The sequence below is a fragment of the Parasynechococcus marenigrum WH 8102 genome (assembly GCF_000195975.1).
Lineage (GTDB): Bacteria > Cyanobacteriota > Cyanobacteriia > PCC-6307 > Cyanobiaceae > Parasynechococcus > Parasynechococcus marisnigri.
Genome location: NC_005070.1, coordinates 2,311,217 through 2,324,857 on the forward strand (window position 1 = coordinate 2,311,217; position 13,641 = coordinate 2,324,857).

Consider the following 13,641-nt stretch of genomic DNA (forward strand, 5'->3'; position numbering starts at 1 on the left):
GGGCAATCAGCGGAGTCGCGTTACAGTTCTTTACAGATCGATCGAGATTCCGATGGCCAACTCAAACGACAACTGGTTCCAGACCACCGCAGCCCGTGAAATCCATCTGGAACAGCTCAAGCAAGCTGAGCGTTTCAATGGCCGCGCCGCCATGCTCGGTATCGTGATTGGGATCATCACCGAAGGGCTCACCGGCGCTGGTATTGCCCACCAGATCGGCCTTGGCCCCCTGGTGGATGGCTACGCCGCCTGCCGCACGCAGTTCCTTCCTTTCTGCTTCTGAGCCTCAGAAATTCGACCGATGCGACGGGCAGCGCGACTTCTGTCGCGTCGGCGACAAAAAGAGGCTAAACTTTCATAGCGTTGACCCGGATCTTCCGGATGCAGTTCGTTCCGGGCCATGCAACGGGGGCCAGGACGCTGTGGAGACCTCCATGTCCCCCCTCTCACTGATTCAAAAGCGCACCCAGCGCCAGCAGCGTCTTGAAGGCGCTCGTCGCCAGTTGGCCAAAGCCGAAGGGTGCTTCGACCTTGAGGTCAACACCGCCCGAATTGCACCGGCACCGCTGTACGACCTCTCCTATCGAGCCATCAGCGCCAACTGGCTCTGATTCAGAGCCCGGTCGTTTATTTCGCTGTGTTCAACGGTTATCAACTTCACAGCCCGACGTCGTGCGCGCTGAGACGTTAAGAGCATCCTGAACACACCAGTCCCATGATCAAACTCGGAGGTCGCGTGGTGGAAACCCCAATGGGATCCACCATCGATTCCATTCGCGATGGCGGCTTCTGGGTTTGCGATCGTGACCGGAACTGTCGTGAAGTGCGTGGTCTCTGGGAGGCTGAAGAATTCCTGCGCGAGCGGGAGCGGGGATTTGATTACCCCTACGCTTCCCAGTTTCAGACCATAAAGGATGTCCAGAGCAATCAGTAGTTCCCATCAGGCGTTGTCTCCGCTTTGATGGCGTCATTTGAGCTGTTTAGATGACGCTTGGTCGCTTCCTGATTCTCTTTGCTGTGGGTGTCGTTGCTGCACTAATGCTGAAACTAACCTGGCTCTACTGGTTGCTGGGCTTAGCTGCAGTGTGGGTGGTTTTCAAACTCATCAAGGGTTGACGTCAAATCCAAAGGCGTTGAACTCCTGACAACCACCTCTCCGGTGTGAATGGTTACCAATGACCTTGGTCGCGATGCCTATCACCAGGCAAAGCCAATCGTCTGATGATCACAACGACGACCCGTCTCCGACTTCAGAACATCTGCGATCGCATCGCACAAGGCGAATTAGTATCCCTAACCGAACGGGTTTACCTGCAGAAATTTGCAGAGCGCGACCGAAGCGTCCTCTCCTGGTTGAACCGGGCTCAACGCAAACAGCAACAAGGCGCTGTGACGGGGCTCGACAAACTGCTGATCGACATGGACCTCGGTAGTTGCGATCCAGGTGACACGCATCGCCGCGGTGATGACCTCGGCGAGTGGTTCGGCAATGCTGACCCCTGGCTCCGCCGAGATTGAGGTGGATCTGACCAGCAATCAATCGGCATTCATCCGTTGCTGATGACGGGGCAGGGCCCACTGAATGAAGGCCTCTTTCTTGTCACGGGAGCCTCGTCGAGCACAACCCGCCGCCACAGACTCTCTGACGGCATCGCTGAACGCACCAGCTTGTTCAAGCTCTATGTACTCGCAATGGCATTGAGCTGTCGCAAGATCAGCCATCAATTCTGCGGCTTCACCCCACATTCTCATCTCTCGTTCCATGCATAAAGCGTGGTAGCTGATGTAATCAGGCTGCATATCAGTTTGTTGTTGTCGATCCATCGGATCAGCACCACCTTGATCCAAACCTCCTCCGTCAAAGGCAGCCGCCGATACACCCATCAGCAGAGCGAAGCAGAACGTCCAGGGCTTCCACATCAGAACAGCATTCGATTCCGAACAAATGCTTGCCCACAAAAAATGACCAACCAAGTTTCATCGAAGAACAACAACTGGGCACTCCACTCCCCTGCGTCCATCAACGATTGAACGCATTGACGATGGATCACCAATCGTCTAGCTCTCGTCATTGATCAAGCGAAGAGCGGCATTCAATACGGCTTGCTTCGCCTCATTGCGCTTCATCCCCTCACGCTCGAAGTGACGAACAATGCGAGACAAGTCCCACCAAACCGCCGCTTCCACTTCATCCATTTTGTTCGCGACATGAAGCGACATGGCCGACAGGCGTCTTCTCCACCTCTAGCGAACGACTGCAAACGAGTGGGCGATGCTGGGATCGAACCAGCGACAATCTCCTTGTAAGGGAGGTGCGCTTTTCTTCAGACCCATTGGTATAGCTGAGCTAGAGCAAACTTACGAATTATTTAGAGCAATTTTTAGAGCAAAGCTGCTTTGACGGCGGTTTAGACGGTTTCGCCAGTCCAGCACTGGGAGTTCGCCCTTTTTATGCTTATTTCGTAATTCCGCAAAATATCAAATAAGGTCACCGTAGTGACCCTATCTGCTTCGCTGAGCCACCAGTCCACCGTAAAACTGGCTGTTTTCAGTTTACTCAAAAGAGCTAAGCTATGTACACCGATAAATACCGCTTTTCAGTGCCTAAACGTCAGCTTCCTATTCAGGCTGACCTGATCATCAATCGTCTTCGTCTTGAAGCCAGTATTGAACGTCAGCGTGCAGTCTTTGAAATTGACGACGACGTGCCACATGTGCCGTCCTACGACCCACTAGCAAATCCCCAAAGCTGCCGCATAGCAACCCATGTCAGCTGAATTTCAATCAATCGACGAGGCCATTACTGCCTCGTACCAACCTGCATCGCAAGTCGGAACTCAAGCTCGTCAGCTTGAAGCCAGAATCGCCAAGATCGATGGCACCAAGAATCTCCTGCCAGCACGTCGTTATGGTCAACCGGTCGACATGGCAAAAATCAGGTCAAACCTCACACTTACCAGCCTTATTGCACAAGATTCCGCAGAGCTAGCTCACTTTTGCGGTATCGATCCTGCAATCCGCCACCGTATCGACGAGGAGAAGGAAGCCATAGCTATGGCAGCGCAGGCCCTGCAGATGCGTACTGAAGCTCTCCGCCAGCAGAACCAGCAGCGTCAGCAGCAGGTTCAGCAGCGTTCTCAACTCTCTCCGTGGGAGCGCGGTTACCGGAGCGTCTGATGCTTGCTCGTCCTCATCCCGCGCTGGGCTGGCTACACATCAGTCCGGCTGACACCAGACGTGTCATGGATCGTCTGCTTGCTGAGCGTGAAGCAGCTCTAGAGGTCGACCCAACCTTCAGTGGTATGCCGCAGTCGTTCATCGACTGGACCTGGCAAACATGGCTGCCGTCACACCTGCATCGCTACGAGCAGCAGGTGCAGGAACACCTCAGCTACCTCAACTTCAAGATCGCTGAGCTGAACGGTGATCTTGAAAAAGCTGCTGGCGGCATCCTCGACAGCCGTGATGAGGCCGTTGATCTTCGTGATCGCCTGCAGCGTGAGCTTGACGCAAGGGAGATGGCGTCATGACTCTCTCAGGCCCCTAACCAACGCAATCGCCATAGATGCCCCTACTGCCAAGACAAACACTGCTTCCATGCCCGAAAACCAAGTGACAGCAACGTATTCCAATCAGCAGCTACCGCCGATACAACCGCTACCCATGACCAACATCCTTGATCACGTGTCATCAACACCAGTCCTTGAAGTAGACGTCTGGCCTCGTTCAGTGTCACGCAAGGAATGGTTCGCCATCACCAGGCGCATCATTCAAGACACCATCGCTGACATGAACCTCGATCCTGCTGCGGAAGCAGAAGTGATCGAAGCCTTCACTGGTGCAGGGCTGCTGTGAAAGGCCGCTGGTGACTCCTTACGCGCTAACGGCCCTGACTGGTTCAAGCGGTGGCTGTATGGGGGCATTCAGGACCTATCTGAGCCAGCAGCGGCGCCTGCACATAACCAACTACCCAAATGGCATGCAGGGAAATCTTTAGCGGTATGTAAACCGTCAGGTCTGTTTTGGCTCAACAGCGGGAAACGTTTCAGGCAGTCACGTCTGACCCATGGCTCAAAACACCTGCATCGCCTGCTGCTACATGCAAGGCGTAATCCACCCTAAAAGTAATCAGCTCGTGTTAAATACACTACAAGTACTTTGTCGAATTTCTAATTAGGCTGGCATGATCCAGCTATATCTAAGTTTCAATTCACACTGCCAGCTTCTGCTCTAGATAGGTAATGCTGACAATTCGCTAAGAGACCTCTTGCGCGTAAGAGGTAATCGCGCCACGCTAACAAGAGTATATCAGCTATGACTGCTCATGACTGCTGTCTTGATTCCGCCACCAAAAATTGAATCTTTAAGTCACTTTGAAGACGTAGATTTAGTAATACTTGGTGAAGAATACGGTGACGACCTTTTCGAAGAGATTTCCAGCCTTAAATATGTTTATAATCTTGCTGGAGGAAATGACAACGTAGCCATACGATCAATTTCGGAGAGTTCAGAGCTTCATCTGAATTCCGGGTCCGGAAATGATACTATAGTATTAAATGGAGAGTTTGGAAATTGTACGATTTTAGGAGGTCAAGGAAAAGATAAAATCATTATCAATACATACGCAAGTGGCATCTCTTTAGTATCAGGCGGCGACGGCAAGGATCGCGTTATTGGCACTGGCAATATATTGGGAGGTGGAGGAAATGATATTCTCAAGGTTACGCCAGGTAACAAGGAAATCGTTTCAATTTGGGGTGGCAAAGGCAAAGACACTCTTAAAGGGGGATTTGGCAGTGATTATCTAAATGGTGGACAAAATGATGATATTATCAAAGGCAATGAAGGCCGCGATACGCTTTTCGGTGGTTCCGGTAGCGATAAATTAACTGGGGGAATTGGAGATGACTATGTAAAAGGAGGAGCTGGAAATGACACACTTATTGGCGGTAAAGGTTCAGATATATTTGATATTGGCGAAGGAGATATAGTTAAAGATTTCAGTCCACGTGAGAATGATTTTATTTATATAGACGAGGACAAGTATGGGACAAATATAAAAGCCTCAGATACCTCTGAGGGGGTAATTCTTTCTTCTGGCACCGATCTTGAGGCGCTGATAGCAGGCGCAAGTGCTTTCGTAGTAAGAATGTATTTGAATTTTTACTGAGTAGCATCTTCTGAATTAACTCTGGTCGTATGCTCAGGAATAAATAATGCGTATGCTTTTAACTTGCCAACCCTTGTCTACAATTAATTCAAGTGGTGGCAAGTTAGTAGAAAAGATTTATGGCAGTTACCTTAATTCCTATAGTGGTTGCTGAGTGGAGATTATCAAGGTCAAGCTATAGTTAAATTTGGCGAACAACCCATCTTCAAAAGCAGCTGACCCAATAAATCGCCGCTATACACCACAGCAAGGACTAAGTGAGTTTGTGAATTGGTAGGCTCACTTTATATTTAAAGATGTAGATGTGGTTAATCATAGGCGTTATCATCAAGATGTTGGCCAATCATTCTTCCAGTCTTTGGCGCTTTTCGGTTTGCCTGAGGTGATTTCTCGAAAACCACAATGCTGTCGTAAAAGCATATCGAAAATGTTTCTTTAGTAAAGCTGCTAATTGGAATCTGCTCCCTTGTGTGGACAGCATTCAAGTGATCAACTAATCTCTTTGCGACTTCAATGAAGGAAGAGTTCTTTCCCAGCCCTCCCTGGTACTCTTCCCAGTAACAAGTATGAGTGTCTTCTACAATGTACACCCCATTGCTATCTAAAAAATGGTACAGCTCATTAAATGTTTTTTCCATATGGCACATAATGTGACTACCATCGTCGATAACTATATCAATTTGTGGATATTTTTCCTTGACTGAGTCTAGCAATTTGTTGTCGTCCTGACTGCCTATAAATATTTCTACGCCGTCGGACTCATGCTTTTTACATTCGGGATTGATGTCGATACCAATTATTTTTGCACCAGGACCAAAATATGCTTTCCACATGTCGAGTGAGCCGCCACCATGAACACCGATCTCTAAAACGGTTGGAGACTCATTGATAAATCTATCGAGATGTTTCTCATAAATATCAAAATAATGAAGCCACTTATGCAAACGCTTCTCGGAATTGTTGACGAAGTATCGATGAAGAAAACCTTTTGCTTTCATTCCAGAACCAGGTGGGGATACAATTGTACACTCCTTTTAACTTTTGAGCTTTGATGCTTGGAGTACTACTCAAAACTTTTTGAGTGAATCTTGATTTTGTATACACAAGATATCTTTCAGATTGTGATGGGCCAAATCTTCTTCTCCTGGAAAGTCAAGCGAGAGATTTCAAACAAGGTATCTGGTCAGAAGGTAAGCAAGGTATTACGAGGCCCTGGATTTATAGGAGGGGATCCAATGCAAGACTTCGTTGTAGCGAAATCTCTTCGTGGGATAAAGCGCAATTACTTCTTCAAGAGGGTCACGTCTATCTAGATCGCGATAATGATGGTGAAGCCTGTGAAGGACTTCGTTGATTACTTTTATTGAGCTATGGCAAGGACTACCGCGAAAGAACGTTTAGCCCGTAGGGAACATGCGCTGGAGTTGCTTGCTGACGGCAACAGCTTCAGAACGGTTGCGGCGCTTGTGTCGGGAAAGTACGGGGTATCTGAGAGAACAGCTCAACGGGACTTGACTTGGGCGAGAAACAGACTGGTAGGTGAACTGAGTTCGACGGAAGTCAAAGAGCTGTTGGCATGGTTCTGCCATAGAACTCAGACCATCGTTCAGAAAGCCGAGAAAGCAGGTGCATACGGTGCTGCTGTTGCTGGCATGAACCTGATTTACCAAGCGGTGCTGTCACGCGAGCTGGACAGTATTCACAGCAACCGGCATCGGGGATACGGCAACCGCCACGGCAACACCCTGCGCTGAGGCGGGAGTGGGTAGAGCCTTAAAAGCAGCCCTCTGTCTTCAAATCTTCGTTCACCTTCAACAGATCCGCTGAAGCAACAGGATCAGAGACGGCATCTCTGAGGCGCTCCTGTACACGAACCTTCGCGCGGAACATGGCATCGCATCTCAGGTAATCAACAGGAGGCGTGCAGGCGCTGAGCAGCAGCGGCAGGAGCAGGAGAAGTCGTTTCATCCCACAGGCATAGCTACGCCGCCACTGTGCCAGTTCCATCGCGATCTCACTGGCGACCCTGACGGTGATTTTTCACCCGGCAGGTGGTGGAGCACGGCTTGGAGCATGTGCCGGAATCGGATCAAGGGCAATAAAGAGGGCCTGCTCTAGAAACTGCTCTAAACAGCACAAGAGCCCACCATGACATCAGTGACAACAGGCATTTTAGGGGATTGACCACCTGCTGATGGAGTAGGTGCTCTTAAGGGAATAGGCCATCAGACGACCTCTCGCTTAGGCCAATGAGGATCGTCTTCACCACCGATGTACGGAACTGTGGTTAGAGGGGGTGTGCGTGACATGGGAAAAATCCCCAACGCCGTAGAGGTATTCAGGACGGCCACGCTTGCCGGTTATGCGTTGGTGACGCTGTAGCTGGCCTTGTTCAAACAGGTCAAAGCAGACCAACCGTGCGTGTTTTGCATTGCCACCAAGAGCCGTCACCATCTCGGTGATGGACTGATAGCCGTGTTGCTCAACGTGCTGCAGAACCCTTTTGGCCAGCCTTTCTGACTCAACTGGCTTCTGTTGGTCCTGCTGCTCTGCAAGCCACCAGCTGTAAGTCTCGCTATCGCGCTCAAGAACCCATGTGGTGCCTGGCTCGATATTCCTCTTGCCAAGGGCATGCAGTGAGAACTTGCCGTCGTTGAGGCTTGTCAAACCCCAGCCGTCTTGAACTGCAGCACTGATGGTTCCAACGCCAGAGATGTCGTCCCACTCAATTTCTGTACACTTACGCCTGATGCCATTGCCGTCTGGCCGTCGTTTGTTGCAGTGAGCAGTCATCAACATCGACACGCCGTTGTTGACCAGGGATTTGTTGAGTCGGTACAGGACATCAACAATTTCACTGTCAACAGTGCGCTGGCCCTCACAGCACAGAACTGTGGTCAAGCTGTCGCAGCCAATGAATCCGTACTCCTGTGACTGAATGGTCTGCAGGAGCTGTTCAAAGGGAAACGGCTCCTCCAGGTAAATGACATCGAAGTTGCGTTTCAGCTCCTGTCGCCGGAACTTGCGTTCGCTTAACTTCTCAGGCTCATCACCTTGAATCAGCAGTGCCTTGGCCTGCTGTGTTTTGAAGGCACCCAGAAAGGAATTGCCTTCTTGAACTGCCTCACAGCAGAGGTTCATCAAGGTGGTTTTGCCAGTGCCCCGATCTGCTGGGAGCACAACAATGCCGCTGGCTGCGAACTGATGAACGCGCCAGTTTTTTCCTAGGTCCTGCACACCCCCTTTTTCTGAGTCATGGATTAAGTCCTTTAGTGGCCGGTAGTCGTATTCGCTCATGACAGCCACCCGTTGAGTTCAGGACAGCCGAGGTCGTTTTTACGGAAACAATCCACGTCACGGCGTTGGTACCGCAAGGTCTTGATCTTGTGCTGCACAGCGATGACATACCGCCGGTATTTGGCGTTGTGCCTGGCCGCATCAACCAACAATGGCAACAGCTCATCGCCCTTGTATTCAGCCTTGTAAATGGCTTTGAAGTAGTGGCGCAGCTCATCAGGACTGCACAGTTCAAATTCAGGACATGCCATTGCCTCACGCCATTCAGCAATGAACTGAGGCAATAGCCGTCGCCACCTAGTACTGACGTGCCGTTTTGGTTTTGACCGTTGGCTACGGCGTTGATTTGCTGGCGGCCATGGCTTGAAAAGCGTGCAAGCGCCGGTATGGCCGCAGTTGGTGCGATGACGAAACCACGTCTGACCACGCCACCGGAATTGATCCGACAGCGGGCTGTTGTGGCAGAACAACGTGGTGTCGTTGAAAGCGCAGTCGCCGTCTTTGACCCGATCACAAGCGCATGGGTTCTTACGCCCTGATCTGGTCAGCTTCTGCTCTAAAAAGTGACCTAGGCGCGGTTTAGTAGATCTAGACCTACTAGTCGTACCAGTTGATTTGGATGCACTAACAACCTGCCTACATAGCAGGGTGTCAGCTAGCCTTGAGGTAACACGGGCCTCATGGCTGCTCAATTTTTGGGCAGTCATTTTTTATGCCTTTTTGATTTCGTCTTGTTCCCAACCAGGGCCGCGATCAACCTTGATGCCGTCCTGATCAGGGAAAGTTGTGGCTGCTGTCCAGCCGTAAGAATTAGTCGCCCTAGTGACAACTCCGAGCTGCCAATCAGGATCCGGTGAGATGCCTGAAGTGACGTTCAGGAAAACAACGTCACCAATGCTGTACAGAGTCATCAGACCAACTCCTTAATGAGGTGTTCTGCTGCCCGTTGCATGCGGCCACGCTTGTGCAGTTCCTTCTGGATGCGGTCAACGTCCCAGCGGATGCCGGCGTTAGAACTGGCGCCCAAGAAATAGTGTTCCCCGCCGACTAAGAAGCCGCCATGGGTGTCTCTGAGGCTTTTTAAGTAGCTTTGACTGACTTGGAGATGCTGTGCGGCATCTGGGGTCCGTAACAACATGGGAAACGTTCTTGGCGAATTCCCATGCACTGAGCAATGACCTGCACATAGCGAGGAAACTTCGTGAAGTTCCAAAGCATGTAGGGGTGCTTGTCCGCCACAAGGCGTCGCAAGTTGGCCTCAATTTCAGTCGCGCTGAGTTCTCCATGCGGCACTCTGATCACAACACTGTGACCATTGACGATGGATTGCTTTCCCCGAGCTTTCTGTTTGCGCGTGACCTTGCGAGTCATTGGTGCATAGGAGTGGAATATCCATCCCGTTAGACGCTCAATGCGAATCGGCCATGCTCGGGGAGAGCAGTTGTGACGGGGGTCTGGGATCAACCAGCCGTTGTCCGTCAGAGGATCGGTCAAACAATGGCGAGACCAATCTGCGGTTGTCAACCACAGCCAGCTACAGCAATGTGGCAAGCCTCGTTAAAACTTATGGCATACCACTTTTGAGTCTCAGTAATCAGCAGTGACCAAACCTTCGGTGTATCGCTCAACTGCCGCTTCCAGACTGGCTTCATCAACCCATTGACCATATGTCGCCATATGCACAGTGGGCGTATGACCCATAAGCGCACTTGCTTGTCGAACGTGCAAAGGATGAGTTGAGCAAACATGACAGCGCCATGCCCACGAATGCCGCAGCGAATAAATCGTGGTGTCTGGATTACTTCGCACCAAGTTTTGCCAGGGTGCGTATCGGCGAAGCAACTGCCCGTAGGCATGACCAACCTGCTTAAAGCTTTGCTTCTCCTCAACCTTAGAAATTTCGTTCAGAACCGACTGGGGCAGTTTCACCAGACCAGAGGCATAAAGCTGCAGTGCCTTCATGCCTTCACCTTCACGGCCTTCGATGTCTAGTGGCAGGCACAGCCGTGGCGGCTTTGGCTTCTGCGCCAGTGAAGCCGTGTTCCTTTTGACGGCACCGGCATAAAGCCGACCTTCTTTGACGCTCAACAGAGCCAGCTCTGCGGGCCTGAGCCCAAACAGCGATATCAAGGCTGTCGCTAAACGCAGGTCATGACGGCCATCTGCCTCCATCTGGTCCAACAGGGCAGCAAGGTCTGGCGACTTAATTGGTGGGGTCAAACGCGCCTGCGTACTGGTGGCGGAAACACCGATCAGTTCAGCTGTGAATGACTTCTCCTGCGGCAGCCAACACTGATGGGCACCAGCCCGGTCAACGGCGTAACGCAAGAAGGCCACGATGCTTTGAATGTTGCGCCTACGGCCTTCACCGCCAGATTCCATGTCGGAGAAAAAGAGCTGCGCGTAACGCTTCAGCAAGGCTCTGGAATCACGCGGCTTGGGCTTTTGATCCAGGCACACCAGCAAGCGATTCAGACGCGTTCTGAGGTCAGACAGCGTTGAGCTGCGAAGACCTTGCTTGCCCTTCAGGTACTCCTGCACAACAGCAGACCAACCTTGTTCAGCAACGCCGCTGTGACTGGAGGGAACTGCAAGTTCTGCGGTGTCTAGACGAACAGCCTCAGCAAGGCTGAGATTGCGGCTTTCCATCAGCTGCCGCACGCGGGTGACGGCGTTCAAGATCTGCACCGAGTTGGTGGCTTTCCACTCAATAGGCAGCACCTTGGCGCTCTTGGTGCCGTCTTCATGGACACGCGTCAGCTTGGTCTTGCCGCTTTGGGCAATGAGGTTCCAACCAAAGCCGTGGTTGTCCTTGATCTGACGCCGAAGCGTCTTTTCCCATTGCTGGGCGGGCATGGAAGCGGGGCTTGCTCTAAGCCGTTCTAGAGCAGTTTTTAGAGCAAAACAGCTCTAGCAAGCCGCGGCCAGCTGTAGCCAGACAGTAAAAAAGCGGACTTGCGACCGCTCAGAAACGAGAAGTGAACTGGGTTTTTGGAGAGTGGGCGATGCTGGGATCGAACCAGCGACAATCTCCTTGTAAGGGAGGTGCTCTACCGCTGAGCTAATCGCCCATTGCAGCGAATTCTGCCTCAACGCGGCAGCCTGACCACAGCCGTCACGTCGGTTCACCATGGCCTCCGGCCGGGCCCATGACCGCGCCACACTGATTGGTGGTGCACCCATCGGAATGGCTGCTGCCGTGTTGTGGGGAGCTGACGCCGGCTTCATCGCAGCTGCGGGGTGCCTCATCGGCGGACTCTGGCTCTCTCCGGATCTCGACACCCACTCCAACGCCCTGCGGCGCTGGGGACCACTCCGTGGGCTGTGGTGGCCCTACCGACGCCTGATTCCCCACCGATCGCTCTGGTCCCACGGGCCCTTGATCGGCACAGCCCTGCGATTGATGCTGCTGCTGGGCTGGTGGGTTGTGTTGTCACTACTGATCGGTTGGCCCACAAACGCCGGGTTGCCGCAGCTGGTCAGCTGGCTGAAGCAGCAGCCTCAGCAGGCCATCGCCCTCGGAATCGGACTGGAGGCGAGTGCCTGGCTGCACCTGATCCTGGATGGAGATCCCTGGCCGGTGGAATGGTCACCGCGGCGGCTAGGGCAACGGCGGCGGCGGTGAGAGGGTGGGCGCGCGTCGATCCACCCCTCCATGGCTCCAGACCGGCCTGATGCACTGCAGAAGCTGATCGATGTGGTGGCCCGTCTGCGGGATCCGGATCAGGGCTGCCCCTGGGATCTGAAGCAGACCCATGCGTCTCTGGTGCCCTACGTGCTGGAAGAGGCCCATGAAGTGGCCGATGCCATTCGCCATGGCGACGACGCCCACCTCAAGGAGGAACTGGGCGATCTGCTGCTGCAGGTGGTCCTCCATGCCCAGATCGGCCATGAGCAGGGCCGCTTTGATGTGGATGCCATCGCCAGCGCCATCAGCGACAAGCTGATTCGTCGCCATCCCCACGTCTTTGGCGGAGAGCTCCGCAGCTGGGATGCGATCAAAGCTGAAGAACAGGCCGAAGCCCTGGCTCAGTCCACCAGCCCCCTCAGCGATCGGTTGACCAGCAAGGTGCGAGGCATGCCCGCTCTGGCCGGTGCCATGGCCATCTCGAAGCAAGCCGCCAAGGCCGGCTTCGAGTGGGACGACATGGCCGGCGTTTGGGAAAAGGTGCAGGAGGAACTCGATGAACTGAAGGAGGCCATCGCCAGCGGCGATCAGGGCCATGCCCAGGAGGAACTGGGCGATCTGCTGTTCACCCTCGTGAATGTGGCGCGCTGGTGTCGCCTCGATCCCGAGGAGGGGCTGGCCGGCACCAACCACCGCTTTCTCGATCGCTTCTCCCGAGTGGAGGCCGCCCTGGAGGGCAATCTTCAAGGCCGCAGCATTCAGGAGCTGGAAACGCTCTGGCAACAAGCCAAAGCCCAGATCAGGGCTGAGCAGGCGACAGCTCACGCCTCAGAAACGTGATCACAGCAGCCCAGGCTTGATCGGCAAGATCCGGATCCCAGCGCCAGCCGTCATCACGCATGAAGGTGTGATTGGCCTCAAACAACACGGTCTCGTGCCTCAGCCCCTGCAGGGCCTCGAGAACCCGGTCACGATCCTCAGCCGGCACATGGGGGTCTTCGGAGCCGAACAGCGTGAACAAGGCCCCCTTGATCTCGCCGGCCCGTTGCAGCGAATCCGCAATGCCGCGGCCGAGTTTTCCGTTCTGCAACCCGGTTGGATAAAGACAGGCGGTTGCACGCACCTCCGGTCGCATAGCGGCACGGAAGGAGAGATGACCGCCGATGCAGAAGCCAATGGCACCGAGGCGCTGCTCATCCACCTCGGTCTGCTCACTCAGCCAGGTCAAGATGGCCTTGGTATCAGCGTCGTAGGAAGCGATTTCAGTACGCCGGGCCGCGTCATTGCCCCGCAGACGACCGATCGCATCGGGCTCGATCACTGTCCCCACCGGCTCCACGCGATGGAAGATCTCCGGCGCCGCCACCACAAAGCCATACCCCGCCAGGCGATTCGCTAACCGCAGAATCGGATCACCCAGTTGGTAGATATCCGAATAAAAAATCAGGCCCGGCCAAGGGCCCTCCTGAACGGGACGGGCCAGGTGAACCCGCATCAAGCTGTCGTCCACGGTGAGGCCGATGGTCTGTTGCTCGATCCGCATGGC

The 13,641-nt window shown here is 53.3% G+C and carries 23 protein-coding genes and 1 tRNA gene; 14 read left to right on the top strand and 10 right to left on the bottom strand.

Going from position 1 to position 13,641, the window contains the following annotated elements:
* Positions 1–52: 52 nt before the first annotated feature.
* The 5 genes from TX72_RS12145 to TX72_RS13380 all read left to right on the top strand — a co-directional run bounded on the left by TX72_RS12145 (position 53) and on the right by TX72_RS13380 (position 1,518).
* Positions 53–283, top strand: coding sequence for a chlorophyll a/b-binding protein (locus TX72_RS12145; protein WP_042503987.1), 231 nt, complete (start codon positions 53–55; stop codon positions 281–283).
* 151 nt (positions 284–434) lie between these two features.
* Entirely contained in the window at positions 435–611 is a 177-nt protein-coding gene (locus TX72_RS14290; protein ID WP_158305757.1) for a hypothetical protein, read from the top strand.
* 104 nt (positions 612–715) lie between these two features.
* Entirely contained in the window at positions 716–934 is a 219-nt protein-coding gene (locus TX72_RS12150) for a hypothetical protein (protein WP_042503989.1), read from the top strand.
* Positions 935–984: 50 nt separating this feature from the next.
* A complete protein-coding gene (locus TX72_RS14910) occupies positions 985–1,116 on the top strand; it encodes a hypothetical protein (RefSeq protein WP_263969712.1) in 132 nt (43 codons plus the stop codon).
* Positions 1,117–1,221: 105 nt separating this feature from the next.
* Positions 1,222–1,518 carry a DUF8638 family protein gene (locus tag TX72_RS13380; protein WP_011129257.1) on the top strand — a complete coding sequence of 99 codons (297 nt, stop codon included), beginning with the start codon at positions 1,222–1,224 and terminating at the stop codon, positions 1,516–1,518.
* Positions 1,519–1,536: 18 nt separating this feature from the next.
* Here the strand turns inward: TX72_RS13380 and TX72_RS14790 are convergent, their stop codons facing one another.
* A complete protein-coding gene (locus TX72_RS14790; protein ID WP_225867709.1) occupies positions 1,537–1,974 on the bottom strand; it encodes a hypothetical protein in 438 nt (145 codons plus the stop codon).
* Positions 1,975–2,058: 84 nt separating this feature from the next.
* The gene (locus TX72_RS14295; RefSeq protein WP_158305758.1) at positions 2,059–2,220 is read right to left on the bottom strand and encodes a hypothetical protein; all 162 of its coding nucleotides are present in this window, start codon (positions 2,218–2,220) and stop codon (positions 2,059–2,061) included.
* Between the two features lie 353 nt (positions 2,221–2,573).
* Here TX72_RS14295 and TX72_RS14050 point away from each other — a divergent pair, with 353 nt between their 5' ends.
* The 5 genes from TX72_RS14050 to TX72_RS12890 all read left to right on the top strand — a co-directional run bounded on the left by TX72_RS14050 (position 2,574) and on the right by TX72_RS12890 (position 5,170).
* A complete protein-coding gene (locus TX72_RS14050; protein ID WP_148228829.1) occupies positions 2,574–2,777 on the top strand; it encodes a hypothetical protein in 204 nt (67 codons plus the stop codon).
* A complete protein-coding gene (locus TX72_RS12165) occupies positions 2,767–3,177 on the top strand; it encodes a hypothetical protein (RefSeq protein ID WP_011129259.1) in 411 nt (136 codons plus the stop codon). The genes TX72_RS14050 and TX72_RS12165 overlap by 11 nt, the downstream gene beginning before the upstream one ends.
* Entirely contained in the window at positions 3,177–3,530 is a 354-nt protein-coding gene (locus TX72_RS12170) for a hypothetical protein (protein ID WP_011129260.1), read from the top strand. Before TX72_RS12165 ends, TX72_RS12170 begins: the two co-directional genes overlap by 1 nt.
* 133 nt (positions 3,531–3,663) lie before the next feature.
* On the top strand, positions 3,664–3,855 hold the full coding sequence (locus TX72_RS13665; protein ID WP_042503993.1) for a hypothetical protein: 192 nt from the start codon (positions 3,664–3,666) through the stop codon (positions 3,853–3,855).
* A gap of 469 nt (positions 3,856–4,324) precedes the next feature.
* Complete coding sequence (locus TX72_RS12890; protein WP_011129262.1) at positions 4,325–5,170, top strand: calcium-binding protein; 846 nt, start codon at positions 4,325–4,327, stop codon at positions 5,168–5,170.
* A 308-nt stretch (positions 5,171–5,478) separates the two neighbouring features.
* Here the strand turns inward: TX72_RS12890 and TX72_RS12185 are convergent, their stop codons facing one another.
* On the bottom strand, positions 5,479–6,168 hold the full coding sequence (locus TX72_RS12185) for a class I SAM-dependent methyltransferase (RefSeq protein WP_011129263.1): 690 nt from the start codon (positions 6,166–6,168) through the stop codon (positions 5,479–5,481).
* 83 nt (positions 6,169–6,251) lie between these two features.
* Here TX72_RS12185 and TX72_RS12190 point away from each other — a divergent pair, with 83 nt between their 5' ends.
* Positions 6,252–6,524, top strand: a complete 273-nt coding sequence (locus TX72_RS12190) for an excalibur calcium-binding domain-containing protein (RefSeq protein ID WP_071820859.1) — start codon at positions 6,252–6,254, stop codon at positions 6,522–6,524.
* Positions 6,525–6,540: 16 nt separating this feature from the next.
* Entirely contained in the window at positions 6,541–6,924 is a 384-nt protein-coding gene (locus tag TX72_RS12195; protein ID WP_011129264.1) for a hypothetical protein, read from the top strand.
* A gap of 19 nt (positions 6,925–6,943) precedes the next feature.
* Here TX72_RS12195 and TX72_RS12200 read toward each other — a convergent pair whose 3' ends face one another.
* The 6 genes from TX72_RS12200 to TX72_RS12230 all read right to left on the bottom strand — a co-directional run bounded on the left by TX72_RS12200 (position 6,944) and on the right by TX72_RS12230 (position 11,538).
* Positions 6,944–7,138: a hypothetical protein gene (locus tag TX72_RS12200; protein WP_148228831.1), complete on the bottom strand. Its 195-nt coding sequence runs from the start codon at positions 7,136–7,138 to the stop codon at positions 6,944–6,946.
* 294 nt (positions 7,139–7,432) lie between these two features.
* Entirely contained in the window at positions 7,433–8,467 is a 1,035-nt protein-coding gene (locus TX72_RS12205; RefSeq protein WP_011129265.1) for an AAA family ATPase, read from the bottom strand.
* On the bottom strand, positions 8,464–8,718 hold the full coding sequence (locus tag TX72_RS12210) for a hypothetical protein (RefSeq protein ID WP_148228832.1): 255 nt from the start codon (positions 8,716–8,718) through the stop codon (positions 8,464–8,466). Before TX72_RS12210 ends, TX72_RS12205 begins: the two co-directional genes overlap by 4 nt.
* A 459-nt stretch (positions 8,719–9,177) precedes the next feature.
* Positions 9,178–9,378, bottom strand: a complete 201-nt coding sequence (locus TX72_RS12215; protein WP_042504002.1) for a hypothetical protein — start codon at positions 9,376–9,378, stop codon at positions 9,178–9,180.
* Positions 9,379–10,054: 676 nt separating this feature from the next.
* On the bottom strand, positions 10,055–11,323 hold the full coding sequence (locus TX72_RS12225) for a site-specific integrase (RefSeq protein WP_011129269.1): 1,269 nt from the start codon (positions 11,321–11,323) through the stop codon (positions 10,055–10,057).
* 143 nt (positions 11,324–11,466) lie between these two features.
* Positions 11,467–11,538 (bottom strand) — tRNA-Val (locus tag TX72_RS12230).
* Between the two features lie 59 nt (positions 11,539–11,597).
* Here TX72_RS12230 and TX72_RS12235 point away from each other — a divergent pair.
* Complete coding sequence (locus tag TX72_RS12235) at positions 11,598–12,092, top strand: metal-binding protein (protein ID WP_011129270.1); 495 nt, start codon at positions 11,598–11,600, stop codon at positions 12,090–12,092.
* 30 nt (positions 12,093–12,122) lie between these two features.
* The gene (gene mazG / locus TX72_RS12240) at positions 12,123–12,935 is read left to right on the top strand and encodes a nucleoside triphosphate pyrophosphohydrolase (protein WP_011129271.1); all 813 of its coding nucleotides are present in this window, start codon (positions 12,123–12,125) and stop codon (positions 12,933–12,935) included.
* Here mazG and TX72_RS12245 read toward each other — a convergent pair.
* Entirely contained in the window at positions 12,895–13,638 is a 744-nt protein-coding gene (locus tag TX72_RS12245; protein ID WP_011129272.1) for a dienelactone hydrolase family protein, read from the bottom strand. The genes mazG and TX72_RS12245 overlap by 41 nt on opposite strands.
* Positions 13,639–13,641 lie beyond the last annotated feature (3 nt).